Annotated in this window: 12 protein-coding genes; 3 read left to right on the forward strand and 9 right to left on the reverse strand. The window is 70.6% G+C overall.

What is annotated here, in order from left to right; translation table 11 throughout:
- Nucleotide 1: 1 nt before the first annotated feature.
- The 7 genes from NR798_RS00730 to NR798_RS00760 form a co-directional block, all read right to left on the reverse strand.
- Nucleotides 2-478: a hypothetical protein gene (locus NR798_RS00730; protein WP_375769438.1), complete on the reverse strand. Its 477-nt coding sequence runs from the start codon at nt 476-478 to the stop codon at nt 2-4.
- A gap of 2 nt (nt 479-480) precedes the next feature.
- Nucleotides 481-1,830 (reverse strand): ATP-binding protein, encoded by a 1,350-nt coding sequence (locus tag NR798_RS00735; protein WP_375769439.1) that lies wholly within the window; start codon nt 1,828-1,830, stop codon nt 481-483.
- A gap of 106 nt (nt 1,831-1,936) precedes the next feature.
- Nucleotides 1,937-2,662, reverse strand: coding sequence for a double-CXXCG motif protein (locus NR798_RS00740; RefSeq protein WP_375769440.1), 726 nt, complete (start codon nt 2,660-2,662; stop codon nt 1,937-1,939).
- 1,532 nt (nt 2,663-4,194) lie between these two features.
- Entirely contained in the window at nt 4,195-6,075 is a 1,881-nt protein-coding gene (locus NR798_RS00745; RefSeq protein ID WP_375769441.1) for a protein kinase, read from the reverse strand.
- Nucleotides 6,072-6,890, reverse strand: a complete 819-nt coding sequence (locus tag NR798_RS00750) for a DUF2381 family protein (RefSeq protein ID WP_375769442.1) — start codon at nt 6,888-6,890, stop codon at nt 6,072-6,074. Before NR798_RS00750 ends, NR798_RS00745 begins: the two co-directional genes overlap by 4 nt.
- Nucleotides 6,891-7,053: 163 nt before the next feature.
- Entirely contained in the window at nt 7,054-7,479 is a 426-nt protein-coding gene (locus NR798_RS00755; RefSeq protein WP_375769443.1) for a hypothetical protein, read from the reverse strand.
- Nucleotides 7,480-7,549: 70 nt separating this feature from the next.
- A complete protein-coding gene (locus NR798_RS00760; RefSeq protein ID WP_375769444.1) occupies nt 7,550-8,269 on the reverse strand; it encodes a tetratricopeptide repeat protein in 720 nt (239 codons plus the stop codon).
- Nucleotides 8,270-8,385: 116 nt separating this feature from the next.
- Here NR798_RS00760 and NR798_RS00765 point away from each other — a divergent pair, with 116 nt between their 5' ends.
- The 3 genes from NR798_RS00765 to NR798_RS00775 are packed head-to-tail and all read left to right on the forward strand — an operon-like array spanning nt 8,386 to nt 11,602.
- Nucleotides 8,386-9,012, forward strand: a complete 627-nt coding sequence (locus NR798_RS00765) for a PepSY domain-containing protein (RefSeq protein ID WP_375769445.1) — start codon at nt 8,386-8,388, stop codon at nt 9,010-9,012.
- Between the two features lie 2 nt (nt 9,013-9,014).
- Nucleotides 9,015-11,219: a TonB-dependent receptor gene (locus tag NR798_RS00770; RefSeq protein ID WP_375769446.1), complete on the forward strand. Its 2,205-nt coding sequence runs from the start codon at nt 9,015-9,017 to the stop codon at nt 11,217-11,219.
- Entirely contained in the window at nt 11,216-11,602 is a 387-nt protein-coding gene (locus NR798_RS00775; protein WP_375769447.1) for a hypothetical protein, read from the forward strand. The genes NR798_RS00770 and NR798_RS00775 overlap by 4 nt, the downstream gene beginning before the upstream one ends.
- A 238-nt stretch (nt 11,603-11,840) precedes the next feature.
- Here NR798_RS00775 and NR798_RS00780 read toward each other — a convergent pair whose 3' ends face one another.
- Both NR798_RS00780 and NR798_RS00785 read right to left on the reverse strand, forming a co-directional pair.
- Nucleotides 11,841-14,213 (reverse strand): WD40/YVTN/BNR-like repeat-containing protein, encoded by a 2,373-nt coding sequence (locus tag NR798_RS00780; protein WP_375769448.1) that lies wholly within the window; start codon nt 14,211-14,213, stop codon nt 11,841-11,843.
- 403 nt (nt 14,214-14,616) lie between these two features.
- On the reverse strand, nt 14,617-17,574 hold the full coding sequence (locus NR798_RS00785; protein WP_375769449.1) for a tetratricopeptide repeat protein: 2,958 nt from the start codon (nt 17,572-17,574) through the stop codon (nt 14,617-14,619).
- Between the last annotated feature and the right edge of the window lie 190 nt (nt 17,575-17,764).

A 17,764-nucleotide genomic window follows, 5' to 3' on the forward strand; every position in this document is an offset into this window, starting at 1 on the left:
TTCACCCGAGCATCACCCGCAGCACCGTGCTTCCGCCGGTGAGCGCCTCGAGGATCCGCGGGCCCAGGAAGACGCTGGCCACCAGCACAAGGGCTCCGTTGCGCACCACGCCGCCGTAGTACTCGTGCAGCGCGAAGCTGCGCTGCTGCAGGTTGCAGAGCGCGTAGCCCAAGGCCAGCTTCCACACGATGGCGCTCACCCCGGCGTAGGGCATGGAGGACTCCGTCAGCACGCCCTCCATCAGCAGCAGGACGAGCAGCTGGAACAGCAGCAGCGTCCCGGGAATCACCAGCACCGCGAGCACCGTTTCCTTGCGGCGCGTGGGGCTGCCCATGGCGAAGCCGTTGAGGATGAACCACGGCACGCCCAGCCACGTCCCGGCCAGCAGGAGGGACAGCAGGGGGAACACGGGATTGACGACCAGGTGCCCGAGGGCTCCGGGGCGCGGCTCGTCCTGGATGCGGTAGGTGGCGCTCATGCTCAGGACTTCCCGTGGGCCTGGAGGAAGGCGAGCACCTCGTCGTACTGGCCGGCGTCATTGGCGTAGCGCGCGTAGTTGCGCGCGGTGGTGAGCCACTCCAGCGCGGTGGGCTTCACCTCCTTGAGGGCGCCCTTGAGGTCCGCCGCGGTGATGGGCGCCTCGTTGCCCTGCTCGAGCGAGCGCTCGATGGCGGCGTCGCTGGCCGTCTCCACCACGTTGGACAGGTCCGCGCCCGAGAAGGTGCTGGTGTGCTTCACCACGAAGCCGAGATCCAGGTTGGACTCCTGGGGCCGGTCCTTGAGCAGGAGCTTGAGGATCTCCTCGCGCGCCACGGCGTCGGGCGGAGGGACGAAGAGGACGCGGTCGAAGCGGCCGGGGCGGCGGAAGGCCGGGTCGATGGCCCAGGGCGTGTTGGTGGCGCCGAGAATCAGCACGCCCGCGTTGTTCTGCGCATAGCCATCCATCTCCGCGAGGAACTGGCTGACGAGCTTGGAGCTGGTGCCCTCGCGGCTGAACTGGCGCTTGGCGGCGAGCGCCTCGAGCTCATCGAAGAAGAGGACGGCGGGAGTCGTCTGGCGGGCCTTGTCGAAGAGGGCGTGCAGCTTCCGCTCCGACTCGCCGATGTACATGTCGAGGATGTCGGAGATGGCGATGTTGTAGAAGGTGGCGCCGCACTCGCCGGCGGTGGCGCGCGCCAGCAGCGTCTTGCCGCAGCCGGGCGGGCCGTAGAGGAGGATGCCGCCGCCGGCCTTCTTCTTGAAGCGCTCGAAGAGGCTGGGCTTCTGGAAGGGGAGGATGATGCGCTTCTTGATCTGCTTCTTGATGTCCTCCAGGCCGCCCACGTCGGCGAAGGTGAGGGGCGGCTGAGGAGGGGCGAGGACACGATCCACCTCGGTGGCGGCGGTGTCGTCGTTGGAGATGACGCGCAGACGGGGGCCACCGGCCGCGGAGGGCTGCACGTCGCGCACGGAGGAGGAGAGCTGCGAGAGCAGGTCGCGGTCCTCGAGGGTGGGGTTGAGGGAGACGGCGCGCTGGTAGGAGGCGCGGGCTTCGTCCTTGCGGCCGAGCGCGGCGAGGGCGCAGGCGGAGAGGAGGGCGGCCTCGGCGGAGGGGTGGTTGGAGCAGAAGAGGAGGGCGCGCTCGTGCTCGCCGGTCTGGATGAGGGCGCGGGCGGCGTGGAGCCGGTCGGGCTCGGAGAAGAGGCCGGGGGCGTGGTCACCGAGGATGGCGCGGGCCTGCATGACTTCGTTGCGGTCGAGGTGGGCCTTGAGCACGAGCCCGCGCAGGGGCGCGTTGTCGGGGCTCGCGTCGAGCGCGGCCTTGAGGGAGGCGAGCGTGGTGTCATCCATGGCGGATGCACCGTCTCACAGCCCCGAGGGCCCCTTCAAATCCGAAGGCGCGCGGGAGCACGCGGAGCGTCCGGCTCCTCACGGCCGGTGTGACTCGGTGTCAGGCTCAGCGGACCTCCAGCTCCTTGAAGACGACGCCGTCCAACTCCAGACGGCGCACCGAGTCCACCAGGCGCTCGTTGGCGATGATGAGCGTCGAGGCATCGGCCAGCCGGAAGATGTCCACGTGCTCCGGCAGCGATGCGGCATCGAGCACATACGGGTCCGGGACGCTGTGGCCCATGGCGACCCCACAGGTGGGGCAGGGAGGATTGGGGGGAGGCAGGCAGTTCGGGTGGAATCGCCCGTGGATTTCGAGCTGGATGTCCCGCAGCTCGGGAGCGTGTTTGGTGCGGAATCGTATCTGGGTGGGGCAGCCGGTGAGGCCCCGCACACCCGCGCTCTGCAAGCGCTCCAGGGCCTCGCGCCGCATGCAGAGAGACCACGGGTTCTGCATGACGAGCTGGCCGAAGTAGCCCAGGCCGCTTCCCTGGAGGGGACCGAACGCCGCTCCTGATTCCAGTACGGCGTAGGGTGGCGCCAGGGGACGCACCAGCTCGCGCCGCCGGATGAACTCCTCGAGCGGGACGGGCCAAGCACTGGACAGCTTCTTCTGATCCTCGGAGGACAGACCCGACAGGTCCACGCACGGGTATTGAGCCGATGTCCCTCCCTCTGGCTGCAAATCACAGACAGGGCAGGGCTCCACGCCGGGTAGCGCCCACTTGTGTGAGGCGTTCAAATTGCCCGTGTAACGGGGCGATGGGTCTCTCTCCAGTTCGTAGAGTTTCATGCGGCCGAGTCGCGAGCCCGAAGTTCAAGGAGCGAGAAGCTCGGGTCCGGGCGAAGGCGGTGAAGCGTAGTACGGTCTGATCATATATCGCGGCACAGGGCAGGGTCGCAGTCTCCCGCGCACCTGTGCATGGCCGCGCTGCTGTAGGGCTACCATCCATGGACCGGCGTGCCCTGGATCGCACGGTGGTGTTGGCGAGCAGAGCAAGGCGTTCGGCTGGAAGAAGCTGCCCAAGAGCGTGCGGGTAGCCGTGGATAGCCGCCCTTTAGAGGGAGCCGGGCGGGAGCAGAAGAACGACGCGCTCAATTGCTGGCTAGCTCGGTGTGCGCAAGAACACCTTCGTCCTACGCTGACTCGCGGCGGTACAGAGCCTCAATACCATCTCGCGTCGATCAAGTGCACCACGTTAGAAGCCATATGCTCCGCCTGCCCTGTGTGGTGTTCTGATTTGCATCCCCTCCCCCGACGGAAATACGGGCAGGGGGAGGGGTTCACGGACCACAGGGTCCGAGCATCCGCTTCCTTCAAGAGCGGGCCAAGCGCACTCGCGGAGGCCTGCTCCACGCGGCTGCTCCCGCCCACTCAGCCGCAAGAAGTATCGGAGAACGAGTCCACGACACAGGCGCTGGAGCTGGAGCACTTCACGCTAGGCCCCTGCACGCACGCAATGGAGTTGGACGGGCAGGCAACTACTACATTCTGGTACTCCCAGCTGGAGGTGTTGGAGTTCCAGGACTTGGTGCATTTCCATCCACACCCGCCGGCAGTAGAATGACAAGAGCAGGATGATTCGCAGGTGTAGCCCGCCGGGAGGAGCTGTTGCTTCTTGACCTGGAGCTCGCTCTGCTCTTCGGATTCGAGCACCGTGCCACCACAAGCCGTCAGGGCCATGGACGCGAAAAGAAAGACAAAGTGATTCTTCATTCCAAGCTCGATTCTTTGTGTGTGTTGGCTGAGAATTTTTCCTGTATATGAGATAGTGGATAGGAAGTCAAATGGGGAATAGATAGATGTCAAGACGCAAGAACTCAAGAGCGTATTTCTCGTGAAGACTTGGCGTACCACCCGAGTTGAATCCCAACCCATGGGAAGTTGGGGTGCGCTTGAGCCTTGGGGCGCTCTCCTCTCATATCAGTCCCCTGGCGCCAGACGCATGCGGGCAGCGCGTCCAATGGACCCTCTGCCCAGGTTCGAGTTTCGCGGTTTCTGGCGATGCTCAAAGCGCTGCCTTCAAGGAGCCGAGTAGTAATAAGGGAGGTTTTGTCGACCCTTCTTGTCATTGGGGTTCGCAGAGATCGCGGAGCATGACCTCTAATGTCTATCGGTGCTCGTTCCTGCTTCGCTCCCTTGCGCAATCTTCAGGTGGGCTGGAAGTCGCGAACGGGCGTGTAGGGTACTTGGCCCACCAGCACATCGCCGCTCGCTCTTCCAGGTCACTCGAAACTGCGAAACTTGAGCTTGGAGACAACCTTTCCAGCCAGGGGCTTTCCCTCGGGCCAACCTCCAAAAGACTCTTCGGAGGGGCAGCTCCGTTAGAGCCAGTCGGGCGGGGCGTGGGTGAGGCGCGGCATCGGGTGGCCCTCGGGGTATTGCAGCACCGTTTCGAAGCGCGGGTCGTTGAGCACCACGCTGCCGGGGCTCCGGTCTATCTTGGCCGGTTCCACCAGCGAGCCATCGATAGGCTCCTTCGCCCACGTGGGCACCCCGTAGGACGTGAAGTCATCCACCGCCACCCCGCAGATGGGCCACCACGTGCCGTCCGGCAACTGCATCTGGTCGAACTGGATGTAGAGGCGGTACGGCGTCGTCACCGCCTCGCCCGTAATCTTCGTCTTTACCTCTTTGCCCTTCACCTCCGCGTACATGGTGGCCATGACGGGGCCAGGCTTGACGTTCATCGAGCCGCCCTCCTCGATGGGGTCTCTCGAAGCCGGAGTGCCTGTCTTCAGGAAGGTGGCGTTCTCCCGGGAGTCGAAGCCCAGCTTGACGGGCGTGGCGGCGGCCTCGGGAGGGCAGCGCGCCAGGTAGCTGGCGGGGTCTGGCCGCGCGGGTGTGGTGGCGCACCCGGCGAACTGCGCGGCGGCCACTCCTCCCAGCAGGCGGGTGAGCACCGCGCACAGTCGCGAGGGCTTCGCTTCAGTGGAGGCAAAAGGCGTTTCGGAAGGGGAGGAGGGCACGGGCTGTGTTCCTTTCTCGGGAAGCGCCGGAGGAGCCGGCGCGGTGGCCTCCGCGCGAGGGCCTTCCTGCCGGGGAGGGGCCTGTGCCGCGCGGAGCAGCGCCCACCCTATCCCGAGCACCCCCAGCCCGAGGGCCAGCGCGACAAGGCGCACCGGCCACCGGCTGCTCTTCCCCTCGGGTCCGGCGGAGCGGACCTCCGCGGCGGGCGAGGGCTCTGGCTCGGGGGACTCCTTCAGCAGGTCCACGTCTGGAAACCGCTCGCGCACCTCCGTGCACTCCGAGGGCCGCTTCGCCGGAGACTGCCAGGCGGCGGTCTGTCCCTCCTGCTCGCGCAGCCGCTCCAACTCCTCGCGCACGGCGCGGGCGCTCGGGGGGCGCTGCCCGGGGTCCTTCGCCAGCAGCCGCAGGGCCAGCGTGCCCAGCGAGGCGGGCGCCTCGGGAGCGAGCTGCCCGGGCTCCACCGGCGGCGTGGAGGCGATGGCGGGCAGCAGCTCGTCCAGCGGCAGCCGGGTGCTGAAGGGGCGGCACCCGGTGAGGGTCTCGTAGAGGAGCACGCCAAAGGCATACAAGTCCGCGGAGGGCCGGGCCTCCAGCCGCGAGCCCGGGGGCGGAGGGTCGTCGGACAGCAGGGAGGCGAGGAATAGGATGGCCTCGGGGGGCTGGCAGTAGAGCGTTCCCGGGGCGAGCCCCTCCGTCAGCGCGCGGGCCCACGGCAGGTGCGCCGTGCCGAAGTCGATGAGGAAGGGCGTGCCGTCCCCCTGCCTCACCAGGATGTTGTCTGCCTTGATGTCCCGGTGGACGACTCCCTCGGCGTGCAGGGCCTCCAGCGTCTTCAATTGCTCGCACAGCACGCCCACCACGCGGTCCAACGGAGCGCGCTCCCGCCAGCGCCAGACATGGAAGGTGCTCCCGGAGATGTAGGGGGTGACGAAGTAGGCGTAGCCCGTCTCCGGCTCGGGCCACCGGCCCCACTCCAGCACGGGCAGCAGGTGCGGGTGGCGCACGTACTCCAACGAGCTCACCTCGCGGCGCATCCAGTCATCCACCCGGTCCGGGTCCTTCTCCGAGGCGGGCCGGGCCGCCATCTTCAGCGTGTGGCGCAGTCCTCCGCGCTCCACCAGGAAGACGAAGGCGAAGCCACCCACCCCTAACCGGCGGACGACGCGGAAGTCCCGCACGGGGTGTCCCTCGCGGAGCTGGTCCGGGCGGCGTGGTCTCCTCAGGGCTTTCCTCATGGCCGCGGTGCCTCCTGCCCGGGCAGCGGGCGGAAGTTGCCCGGGGTGCCCTCTCCGTCCAGTGCCACCTCCAGGTGCGAGGTGTCCTCGGGGAGCAGGCTGGTGAAGACGTGGCGCTGGCCCCTCGCTTCCGGCGCGCCGGAGACGAGCTGGGCGGGCCACTCCAGCAGGGTTCCATCCGCGAGGGTGGTCCGCAGCCGCACCTGTGCCAGCCGCCATGGTGGAGCGCCTTCCTGGCCGTTCTTCGCGGAAGCAGTGGCGAAGAAGCGCGGGCCCATCCAGAGCACGGACTCCACGCGTGCGCGGGTGTGCCCAGGGTCGCGCGCCACCTCCCGGGGCCAGTCGAGCGCGACGCGGGAGGGCGGCGTGGCGAGCAGGTGGAGCGCCAGGGCTTGCGCGGCATCGTCCCCGGTGGATGGGTCGGTGCGCACCACTCGCACCCGCACGTCCACCTGCGCGCGCCGGGTGACGAGCGTGAAGCGGAGGGGCTCGGCGCCGGCGGGCTCGGCCTCCAGGGTGAGGGGCACCTGCTCGCCTTCAAGCAAGGAGGTGGTGGAGAGGAGGAGCCAGGAGCTGGGGCCCAACGGGACGAGCCGGATGCGGGCCTCGCCCACCGGGAGCCTCGGAGCCGAGGGCCTCAGCGGCGCTTCGAACTCGAGGAGCGTGGGCACCCCGCAGGCTACGTGCAGCGCCAGGGGTGGCACCTCGCCGGGCCGGGCGGGGACCACGAGCGTGCGCACCCGGAGCGAGGGCCCGGCAGCGGCCGGGGCGGACAACAGGAGGGACAGGAAGAGGAGCCAGGAAGCGGAGCGCACGCGAGGCCTCGACGAGCAGACGTGCACGCTAGGAGCGACCCGTTCCCGGGGGCAAGCACGAAACCACCTCCGCCGTCACTCCGGAGCGGGTGACTCGGGAGGACATCAGGGCTTGGCGATGTCCTCTCGTGAGAGGCGGCGACTGGGGCCGCCATCGATCACCTCATCGAGGAGGGGGGCGTGGCACTCGGGTCACCTTTTTCGCATGCGCGAGCGACTCCAGATGCTCCCGCCGCAAGGGACTATCGCGACGCAGCCGGAGCGCTCGCTGCTCCGCGTCCTCCAGCATTTCCCATGCCTCATGGGCTTGCTGGGGAAAGAGGTGAAGTGACTGCACGTACAGGCAGGTGACGTGAACGCGCATCCCCAGATCGCGGAAGCCGAGTTGCTGGAGACGGCGAAGCCACCGGCCGAACTCCTTCCACGGCAATCTGCTTCCGTACGCCTCGGTGAGGAGGGTCTTCGCGATGGTTTGCCGCACCGCGAGGCGCTGGGCAGGGGTCTTTGACCTCTGAAGCCACCGCTTCTCCAACATCAGGAATTCGCGTCGACAGTCCTCGTAAGGCGCCTTGGCTTCGATCAGTCTCAAGAAGAGAAGATCGACCTCTCGGCCAAACGAAGGGGCGCGCTCCTGGCGTGGGGGTTCCATGGTCAGGGCGTCAGGCAATCTTCTGCAGCCTGTGGCGCAGATCCTCCGCAAGCCCCGGCGGATCTCCTTCGCGCAAGGCGGCGAGCCCCGCATCGAAGTCCGCGCGGGCCCCGGCCGTGTCACCCAGTCTCTCGCGCAGCACGCCCCGGTCGCGCAGCAGCTCCGCGTCCACCGGTTCGCCCTCTTGTGCGGCGAGCGCGTCGGTAATGTCTCTCACCGCCTCCTCCAGCCGGCCCAGCCTCCCCCGCGCCAGGGCCCGCTGGTGCAGCAGCCAGGGATTGTCCGGCTCCTCCGCCAGTGCGAGCGTCCAATCGCGCTCGGCGTCCTCATGCCGGCCGAGCACCTCCAGCGACTCCGCGCGCTTCATGTGCAGCACGAGCGGCTTGCGGAAACTCCCGGCCTCCAATGCATCAAAACCGGCCACCGCCTCGGCGTGACGGCCCAGCCAGGCCAGGGCGAGGGCGCGGTGCAGCTGCGCGGAGGCATGGCCCGGCGCCAGCTCCAGGACGCGCTCGTACCAGGGCAGGGCCTCGGCGGGCGCGCTCCCCCAGATGCCGAGCGTCAACCCCATCTCCAGCAACACGCGCGCCTGGCGCGGGTACACCTCGGTGAGCTGGCGCATGCGCGAGAGCGCCTCCGTGTACCGTCCGCTGCGCCGCAGCTTGTCCACCTTGCGCAGCAGCTCGGTGAGCTCCGGCGGCCACGCCTCGCGCCCGTTGCGCTCCGTCATTGCGTCCACTCCCGCGGTACGGGTCGCCGCCTTGGTCGCCCGCACCCGATTCGCTATAGTTCTCCGCCACCGAGACGAGGCCAGGGCCGTGCGCTCCTCCTCCCTCCGCGCCCCCCATGCCGTCGCCCGCCCGCGTCACCCCCACCCCCTCGCCCGCCGAGGCCCCCTCCCTCACGTCCGCCGCCGCTCCCCGCCCGGGCCCCTCGCGCGTGGTGGTCTGGCTGCGCCGGTTGCGCCCGCTGCACCGCTGGGTGGGCGTCCCGCTCACGCTCCTCATCCTGCTCAGCAGCCTGACAGGCCTCCTCCTGGGCTGGAAGAAGTACGTCGCCGTGCTCCAGCCTCCCGTGCAGCGCGGCGTCTCGCTCGAGGCCCGGGACTGGCAGCCGCTCCACGCCGTCTCCTCGGCCGCCGAGGCCGGGCTGCGCGAGCACCTCGGCGCCTCCCCCGGCCCCATCGACCGGCTCGACGTGCGTCCCTCCAAGGGCGTGGCCAAGGTCCTCTTCCGCGAGGGCTTCTGGGAGGTGCAGGTCGACCTCACCACCGCCCGCGTCCTCTCGGTGGATCGCCGGGCCTCGGACTTCATCGAGACCCTTCATGATGGCTCCATCCTCGGCGAGGCCTCCCGTGCCACGATGAGCACCGTGCTGGGCCTCGGACTGCTGCTGCTCTCCCTCTCGGGACTCTGGCTCTGGTGGGGCCCGAAGCTGGCTCGCCGCTCCCCTTCCACCCCTCGCGACACCTGACCATGCCTCAACCTCCTCGCGCCCGGCGCGCACTCCTCTGGTCGTGCTCCCTCTCCCTGCTGTGCCACGCCCTCCCTGCGGGGGCGCAGGAGCAGCCCCCGGCGGAGGCTCCTCCCGCCGAGGCCTCGCCCGAGGCCGCGAAGCCGGACGCGTCCGGGAGCACCGCCGGTGAGACGCTCGTCACGTCCACCAGCATCCCCAAGCCGCTGATGCCCGCCTCGCGCGTGGGCTCCGAGGTGACGTCCGAGGAGCTGTCCCGCCGTCCCGCGCGCTCCACGCCCGAGGCGCTCATCGAGGAGGAGGGCGTCTTCCTCCAGCGCACCAACCACGCGGGTGGCCACCCCATCATCCGCGGCCTGCTCGGCCACCAGGTGCTCATCCTCGTGGACGGCGTGCGCCTCAACAACGCCGTGACGCGCGCGGGCCCCAACCAGTACCTCAACACGGTGGACCCCTTCCTCGTCGAGCGCGTGGAGGTGGTGCGCGGCCCGTCCTCGGTGCTCTACGGCTCGGACGCCATTGGCGGCGTCGTCAACGTCCTCACCCTCACACCGCGCTTCTCCTCCGAGGGCCAGTCGCGCTTTCCCGCCAGCCTCCGGGCGCAGGCGGGCAGCGCGGACATGAGCCTGCAGGGCAGCCTGCGGCTGGGCGTGGAGCTGCCCAACACCGCGGCGCTCGGCGTGGTGACGGGGCGGGACTTCAATGACCTGCGCGGCGGCGCGGACGTCGGCGTGCAGCGCTACACGGGCTACACCGAGTACGACGCGGCGGTGAAGGCGCGCCAGCGGCTGTCTCCCGGCGCCGTCCTCCTGCTGCAGTACCAGGCCGCGCGCCAGAGCGACGCGCCGCGCACGGACCGCTCGGTGCCCGGCGACTTCCGCGTCTTCTCCCTCCAGGAGCGCGACTTCCTGCACGGCCAGCTCACCCTGAGCGGGGCGGGGCCCTTCCACCGCGTGCGCGTGGACGCGAGCGCGCTGCGGCAGAGCGAGCGCACGGACCGCTTCCGCATCTCCCGCGACCGCCTCGAGCGCGAGGACGCGGGCGTGTGGACGCTCGGCCTGCGCGCCGAGGGCGAGCGCAGCCTCTCCTTCAACAACGCGAGCCTGCGCGTGGGGGCGGATGTCTTCCACGACAAGGTGACGGGCGCGGCCACGCGGAGCACCCTCCTCGTGCCGGGGGCCTTCGAGACGCGGCCGGAGCTGGCGCGCTACCCGGGCTCGCCCACCGCGCTGGCCACGGGCCTCTTCGGCCTGTTGCAGATGGACCTGGGGACGAACGCCACGGGCCACGTGGGGGCGCGGGCGCAGCTCAACCGCACGCACCTGCCCGCGGACAACCGGCTGTCGTTGCAGTTCCCGGGCAGCCCCGTGCTAGCGGCCACCACCGAGCAGGCGCTGGGCGTGGCGGGCGAGCTGGGTTTCCAGCAGCGGGCGAGCGAGGACGTGACGCTCTTCGCCAACCTGGGCACGGGCTTCCGCGCGCCCAACGTGGATGACTACCTGCGCCTGGGCGCCGAGGGCCCGGGCTTCGTGCTGCCCGCGCGCGAGCTGGTCCCCGAGTTCTCCTACACGGGCGAGGTGGGCGGGCGCTTCCAGCGCGGCGACGTGGCGCGGGTGCAGGCCGTGTATGCCTATACGTTCATCGACAACCTGGTGACGGCGGTGCCCACCGAGTTCAACGGCGAGCAGTACACGCCGGACGGGCTGCGGTACCTGGCGCGCACCAACGCGGACAACGCGCAGGTGCACGCGGTGGAGCTGTCCGGCCAGGTGAAGCCGGTGCGCTCGCTGACGCTGCTGGCGCAGGCCGCGTGGGTGTTCTCCTCGCAGAAGCGGCTCAATCCGCTCGAGCCCACGGCGCCGGCGCAGACGGAGCCCTTCAACAAGTCCCCGCCGCTCAACGGGCTGGTGCGCGCCACCTGGGAGCCGGTGGACTTCGCCTTCGTGGAGGGCGTGTTCCAGTGGGCGGCGAAGCAGGAGCGGCTGAGCGCGGCGGACCGCGAGGACATCCGCATGTGCCCCGAGTCGCCCGGCTGTGAGGGGACCCCGGGCTGGGCGGCGGTGCACCTGCGGGCCGGAGCCCGCTGGCGCTGGTTCACCACGACGCTGGAGTTGCGCAACCTCACGGACGCCTCGTACCGCTTCCACGCCTCGGGTGTGGACGCGCCGGGCCGCTCGGTGACGCTCGCGCTGGAGGGAAGCCTGTGAGGTCCGTGAAGACGTGGCTGTTGTGGGCCGTGATGCTCGGAGCGGTGGGGTGCAACGAGGGCGTGGGAGACCGGTGTGATGCGGACACCGCCTGCCCCGAGGGGCTGGAGTGCTCCTTCCCGCCGCCTCCCCGCAGTGGACCGGTGGAGGACCCCCAGGGTGTCTGTGATTACCCGCTGAAGGCAGAGGGCGAACCTTGCTCCCAGGCCGCCGAGTGCCAGCCGGCGCTGACGTGCTCCAACCACTTCGAGGCGAACACGCGCTATGGCCGGTGCGTGCAGAAGCACGGGTTGGGCGAGGCGTGCTTCCAGAACCGCGACTGTGCCGCCGGGACGTGCAAGGGCGCGGACGAGGCCGGGCTCGGCGGTACCTGCACGGGGTGACGGGCGCGGACCGGGCCCCGCCGGGCCCGACCTCGAGCAACTGGTCCAACAGTCGGACCAGTTGGTACGCCGCGCGGCCAGAGGGACGGGCTGGGCGCGATCCTCTGAAAGTTGTCCAACTGTTGGACAACTTTGGGAACCCGCCCACCGGAGGCCTGCCCGCCGACCCCGCAAAGAGAAGGGGCCCGGGCGGTGTGGCCCGGACCCCTGTCACTTCAGCAGCGCGTGAGGCTCTGGATTACGGCGTGAGCTCCCACACCGAGCGGCCGAAGGTGGCGGCGCGCACGAGGCTCGAGTCCGGGAGGATCTCGATGTCCGTCACGTTCACCAGCGGCATGCCCGTGCCGAAGCGCGTCCAGGAGGCGCCCGCGTCGGTGGAGCGGTACACGCCCAGGTGCGTGGCGGCGTACAGCGTGGTGCTGCTGCCCGGGTCCACGGAGATCTGGTTCACCGGCACGCCCGCGGGCAGGCCGTTCTCGATGGCCGTGAAGGTGGCGCCGAAGTCGGTGGACTTCCAGGTGTGGGCCTTGGTCGCGTCCGGCGCCACCGACGTCACGTACAGCGTGTTGGGGTTGGTCGGGTCGAACGCGATGCTGCTGGTGCTCAGCCCGTTGTTGGGCAGCGCGCCGGTCTGCGTCCAGCTGGTGCCGTTGTTGTTGGTCAGGAACACGCGGCCGCCGCTGGCGACGATGCCGATGATGCTCCCGTTGCTCTTGGCCGCCGCCACGCCGCGGATGAAGATGCCGGAGGGCAGGCCGGTGACGCCCAGCGCGCTCCACGTGCCCGCGAAGTTGGTGGACTTGTACACCTTGGTGTTCGAGTAGGTGAAGACGGTGTTGCCCGTCGGGTCGCCGTCCCACTTGGCCAGCACGGTGTTGAAGGGCGCCGAGGAGCTGTTGTTGCTCTCGGTGATGCCGGTGCTCGCCGCGGCCCAGTTCAGGCCGCCGTCGGTGCTCTTGTAGATGCGGGCGTAGTACAGCGTGCCCAGCATCAGCTTGCCGTTGGTGGAGTGGACCTCGCAGTCGAAGCCGTCGCCACCGAGCTCCTGGTTGTAGACGCTGGTGGAGCCCACGCGCACGCGGGTGCCGTTGTCCTGCAGGCCCGCGATGACGGCGTTGCGGTCACCGCCCGAGCTGCCGATGTCGTAGATGAGGTGCGAGGCGATGCCCACGTTGAGCGCGTCGCTGAAGGTGGCGCCGCCGTCGGCCGTCACGAAGAGGCCGCCGTCGTTGCCCACGTACAGCTTGCCCGAGGAGTCGAAGGCCGCCGCGTGGAAGTCCGCGTGCACGTACGGCAGGCTGAACTGGCCCAGCCAGTTGGAGACCTGCGCGAAGGTGGAGCCGCCGTCCGTCGTCTTGGCCAGGTGCAGCGCGCCGCCGAAGTACACCAGGTTGGGGTTGGTCGGGTGGACGATGAGCAGCTGGTCGTACCAGCCCTGGGTGTTGAAGAGGCCGCTGACGGTGCGCGCCTCGGTGTTGCCGTTGGAGTAGCGCTTGGCGGCCGCGCCGAGCGCCGTGAAGCTGGTGCCGCCGTTGGTGGACTTGAAGATGTCCGCCAGGTCGCCGCTGGGGTTGGAGGCCAGCACGTACACGGTGGTGGGGCTGGAGGGCGCGGTGGCCACGGTCATGCGCTCCAGGCCCGCCGTGGCGGTGACGCCGGTGGCGCGCGTCCAGGTGGCGCCGGCATCCGCCGTCACCCACACCTGGCCCTGCGTGTTGCCGCTGGCGGCGGAGGGCTGGGCCTCGAGGGTGGCGACGAACTTCGTGCCGCCCGCGTGCGCGATGGACCAGCCGGACGGGTTCTCGGTGTAGCCGGTGGACAGGCTCACCTGGCTCCAGGTGGCGCCCGCGTCCAGCGAGCGGAAGATGCCCGCGTTGGTGGTGGCCAGCACGATGTTGCTGTTGCCCGGCACCACCTGGATGTCGGTGATGGCGGTGGCGCTGCCCAGGTACACCGGGTTCATCCACGTGGCGCCGCCATCGGTGGACTTCACCAGGCCAATGCCCGTGCCGTCGAACGGATCTCCCAGGCCCAGGTACAGGGTGTTGCTGTTGTTGGGGTCCATCTCCAGCGCGCCCACGGACAGGCTGCCCAGCGTCTCGGTGATGGGCGTCCAGGTGGTGCCGCTGTTGGTGGACTTCCACACGCCGCCGCCCGCGAAGGCCGCGTAGAGCGTGGTGGTGCCCGGCACGGGGATGATGTTGCGCACCCGGCCCGCGTCCGTCTTGGTCAGCTTGTAGCTGCCGTTCTCCAGGTAGTCCGCCTTGGTGGGGCCGATGTTCACCCAGGTGGTGCCCGTGGCCGCGATGGAGGCGGTCGGGTCCGTCACCGGGGCGATGGCAGTCGAGGTGCCCGGGAGCTGCGAGGCATAGCGCTCGCGCTCCTTGCGGGCCGCGTCGTTCATGAACTTGCGGAACTCGATGGACCAGGGGCCGCTCTTCTTGGCCTTCTTCGCCGCCTTGCCGTACGCCTCGTTGTACCACTGCTCCCGGAACTCACGCCGGGCGTTGGCGTCGTCACGGTCATGGTCCTCGGCCAGCGACGTCACGGGGGCGAGCGTCACCGCGATCGCCGCGGCCAACAACCGGTGCCAGTTCTTCTGAGAAGCCATCTGACTGCTCCTTCGGGGGTGGGATTTTCTCTTTCTCGGAAGTCGAGAAAATCGGGCTGCACGGGAATCTGATTTGCGCTGCAACGAATGGTCTTGCTAGACTTCACCGTTCCGTTGGCGGTGCAGGCTTACAGCACTTTCCGCGCCAAGCCCGGCAGCCGAGTCATTCCAGAGACTTGGGACAATTTGCCCCGGGGGCGGTGGTGCGCCCGTGCTCCAGCCTCACATGTCGGGCAACGTCAAGGCAGTTGACACTCCGGCCCGGAAGCTCTCGGAGAATGAGAGGTTGAGCGGCAGCGGGGGGTGTCTCGGAAAAGGACAGCCGTGTCCGGTGGGTGACGGAATGTGTCACTTCACGCGGGAGGAGGGGAGGCGGGACGCGGGGTGAAGCGGGGGCGGGGTGCTAGCCGCGCGGCGTCCGGGCGCCGAGCCATTCCTGGACGCGGGCGCGCAGGGCCTCGGTGCCGGGCTGGGCCAGGGCGCCCTCGGCCTTCTGGGCGAGCTCCCGGGCGCGCACGGTGTCCCTGCGCGCGTCCCACAGCGCGCGGGCGAGGGCGAAGCGCGTCGCGGCCAGCTCCACCGGTGCCACGGCGTGCGTCTCGCGCAGGGCCAGCGCCCGCTCCAGCGGTGCGAGCGCCTCGGGGGCCCGGCCCAGCAGCACCAGCGCCTCGCCCCGGCCGCTGAGCGGCGCGGCCAGCTCCGGGTGCTCGGCCCCCAGCGCCTGCTCGCGCAAGCGCAGCGCCCGCTCGAAGTGGCCCAGCGCCTCGGCGGGGCGTCCGGCGTCCACCAGCACCTGGCCCAGCGTGCTGCTCGGCCCGGCCACGTCCGGGTGCTCCGGCCCGCGCGCCAGCTCCGCGGCCTCCACGGCCCGCTTGAGCACCGCCAGCGCCTCGTCCGTCCTCCCCGCCCGCCACAGCGCGCCGCCCAGCGCGTCCAGCGCCATGGGGCGGAAGGCGTGGCGCGGCGACAGCGAGCGCTCCACGATCTCCACGCCCTCGCGCAGCGGCTCCAGCGCCTCGGCGTGCCGGCCCAGCGCGCTCAGCGCGGTGCCCAGGTTCACCAGCGAGCTGCCCACGCGCGGGTGCCCGGCGCCCAGCGCCTTGCGGAAGGCCGCGTGCGCGTGCTGGTAGGCGGCCAGTGCCTCCTCGTGGCGGCCCTGGGCGCTCAGCGTGTTGCCCAGCCGGCGCAGCACCATGGCCATTTCGGGGCTCTCCCGTGGGGCCACCTTCTCCAGCGCGGCGAGCGCGTTGCGCTGCGAGGTTTCCGCGGCGCCCGCGTTGCCCTCGGCGGCGTACACCAGGCCATGGGCGCTCTCGAGCTCGGCCAGCAGCCGGCCCTGGCGCCGGGTGCGCACCAGCAGGGCGCGCGCCTGGCGGAACCAGTCATGCCCCTCGCGTACGCGCGCGGTGTCGTAGGCCATGAGCTGGGTGAGGGCCACCTGCGCCTCGGCGCGCACCTCGTCCAGCCGCACCTCGTCCGCCGTCCACATGGCCTCCTTGAGGGTGTGCTCGGCCTCGGGGTTGCCGAAGCCCGCCTGCTGCTGGCCCAGCTCCAGCAGGGCCTCGGCCTCCAGGGGGCGGTAGCCCAGGGCGCGCGCCTCGTTGGCCACGGGGGCGGCCACGGCGAGCCCCGCCGGGAACTGGCCGGAGATGCGCAGCGCCCGGGCGCGCGAGAGCGAGACGCGCAGCGCCTCCACCCGGCCGGCCACCTGGGCGTCCGTGTGCGGCGCCGCGCTGGCGGCGAGCGCTTCCACCGACTCGCACGGGCCCAGCTCGGACAGTCCGCGCACGGCTTCCACGGCGCGCTCCACCACGGCGGAGTCCGCCTCGGCGAGCACGCCGGTGAGGGCCTTGAGCTCCGAGCGCCGGCGCTCCAGGCACACGGTGCGCGCGGTGAGCAGCTCCTCGGAGGCCTCGCCGCGCAGCCGCGTCGCCTCGCACGCGCCGCGCTGGCCCGCCACCCACTGGGCGGCGTAGGTGTCGAGCGCGTCCTTCACCCCGCTCCAGGCATCGGCCGCGTAGGGGGCGTGGGTGGCGAGGAAGGCCTGGCGCACGGCCTCCTGGCGCGGCGCGTCCCACACCCCGTCCATGCGCGCGCCCATGCCCTGGCACAGGCCCTGGCGCTGGTGCCACTGGCCCACGGCGCCGGCCACCACGGCCACGAGGAAGGCGGCGGCCACGCCGACGAAGGCCTGGCGCCGGCGGCGGGTGCGTGGGTCGTCATGGAGCGCCTCCAGCAGCGCCTCCATGGAGACGTAGCGCTCCTGGGGTTGGACGGCGAGCCCCTTGAGGACGACGCGCCGCAGCCAGCCCGGCACGCCCGGCTCGCGCGGCGGTGGACGCAGGCGGCCCTCCAGCGTGGCGCGGGCGAGCGCGGCGGCCCCGCTGCCCGCGAAGGCGTGCTCGCGGTAGAGGGCGTAGTAGAGCGTGGCGCAGAAGCTGAACTGGTCGGCGCGGGCGGTGACGGCCTCCTGGCGGTACTGCTCCGGGGCCATGTAGCCCGGGGTGCCCATGATGAGGCCGTGGCGGGTGACGGGTGTCTCCTGGGGCTCGCGCGTGCGCAGGCCGGAGAGCGAGCCGGACTCCAGGCCCGCGGGCAGCTCGGCGCGCAGAATCTCCGCCAGGTCCACCGGGGTGGGCGCCCCGGGCGTGCCGCTGCCCTGCTCACACGCCAGGCCGAAGTCGAAGACGAGCACCCGCCCGTCGCGCCCCACCATCACGTTGTCCGGCTTGAAATCGCGGTGGACGAGCCCCGCGGCGTGCGCGGCCGCCAGTCCCCGGCCCGCCAGGGTGAGCGCCTCCACCACCTCGCGCCAGCCGCGCGGCTGCTCCTTGAGCCACTGCCGCAGCGTGCTGCCCTCCACCAGCTCCAGGGCGATGAAGACCTGATCCCCATGCTCGCCGATGTCGTAGACGGGCAGCACGTTGGGGTGCGACAGGCGGGCCATGGCCTGCGCCTCGCGCAGCAGCCGCACGCGCGCCTCGCCTCCGTCCAGCCCATCGCCTCCGGGCAGCAGCAGCTTGATGGCCACCCGGCGGTTGAGCTGCGGATCGAACGCCGCGTACACCTCGCCCATGCCGCCCGCGCCCAGGCGCTCCAGCACGAGGTAGCGCCCCACCGAGGTGCCCCGGGGCAGGGGCTGCGGCTCGGGGGCGGCCAGCGGCAGCGGCGTGGGCGGGCCGACGACGCGGGTGGGCTCCGCCTCGCCCTCGCTCAGGTGCGCGTGGGCCCGCAGCAGCTCCTCCTCGAGCACGTCCGCGAAGTCGTTGGGGTCACCTGGGCGGTCGTCCGGCTGCCGCTCACCCGCCGTTTCCGGTAGGGCGGCTTGCTGCTCCGGCTGGGACCGCTTCAGGCTCTCCACTTCCATCCCCCTGACGGCGTCAGGTCCTCGTTGCCCGGCGAGGACAGAATATTACAATCACGAAAAAACAGGAAGGCTGTTGATCCAGGTCCAAGAAGGACTCTGGGTTGTACACCGCGGTGCAGCATGACCCAAAGGGCCCTCTCTGTCTTGCAGGCGGGGGGGCGAGCCCCTGAGTGTGCGTGAGGGC

Origin of the sequence: Archangium gephyra, from assembly GCF_042230915.1 — a bacterium.
Classification (GTDB): Bacteria; Myxococcota; Myxococcia; order Myxococcales; family Myxococcaceae; genus Archangium; species Archangium gephyra_B.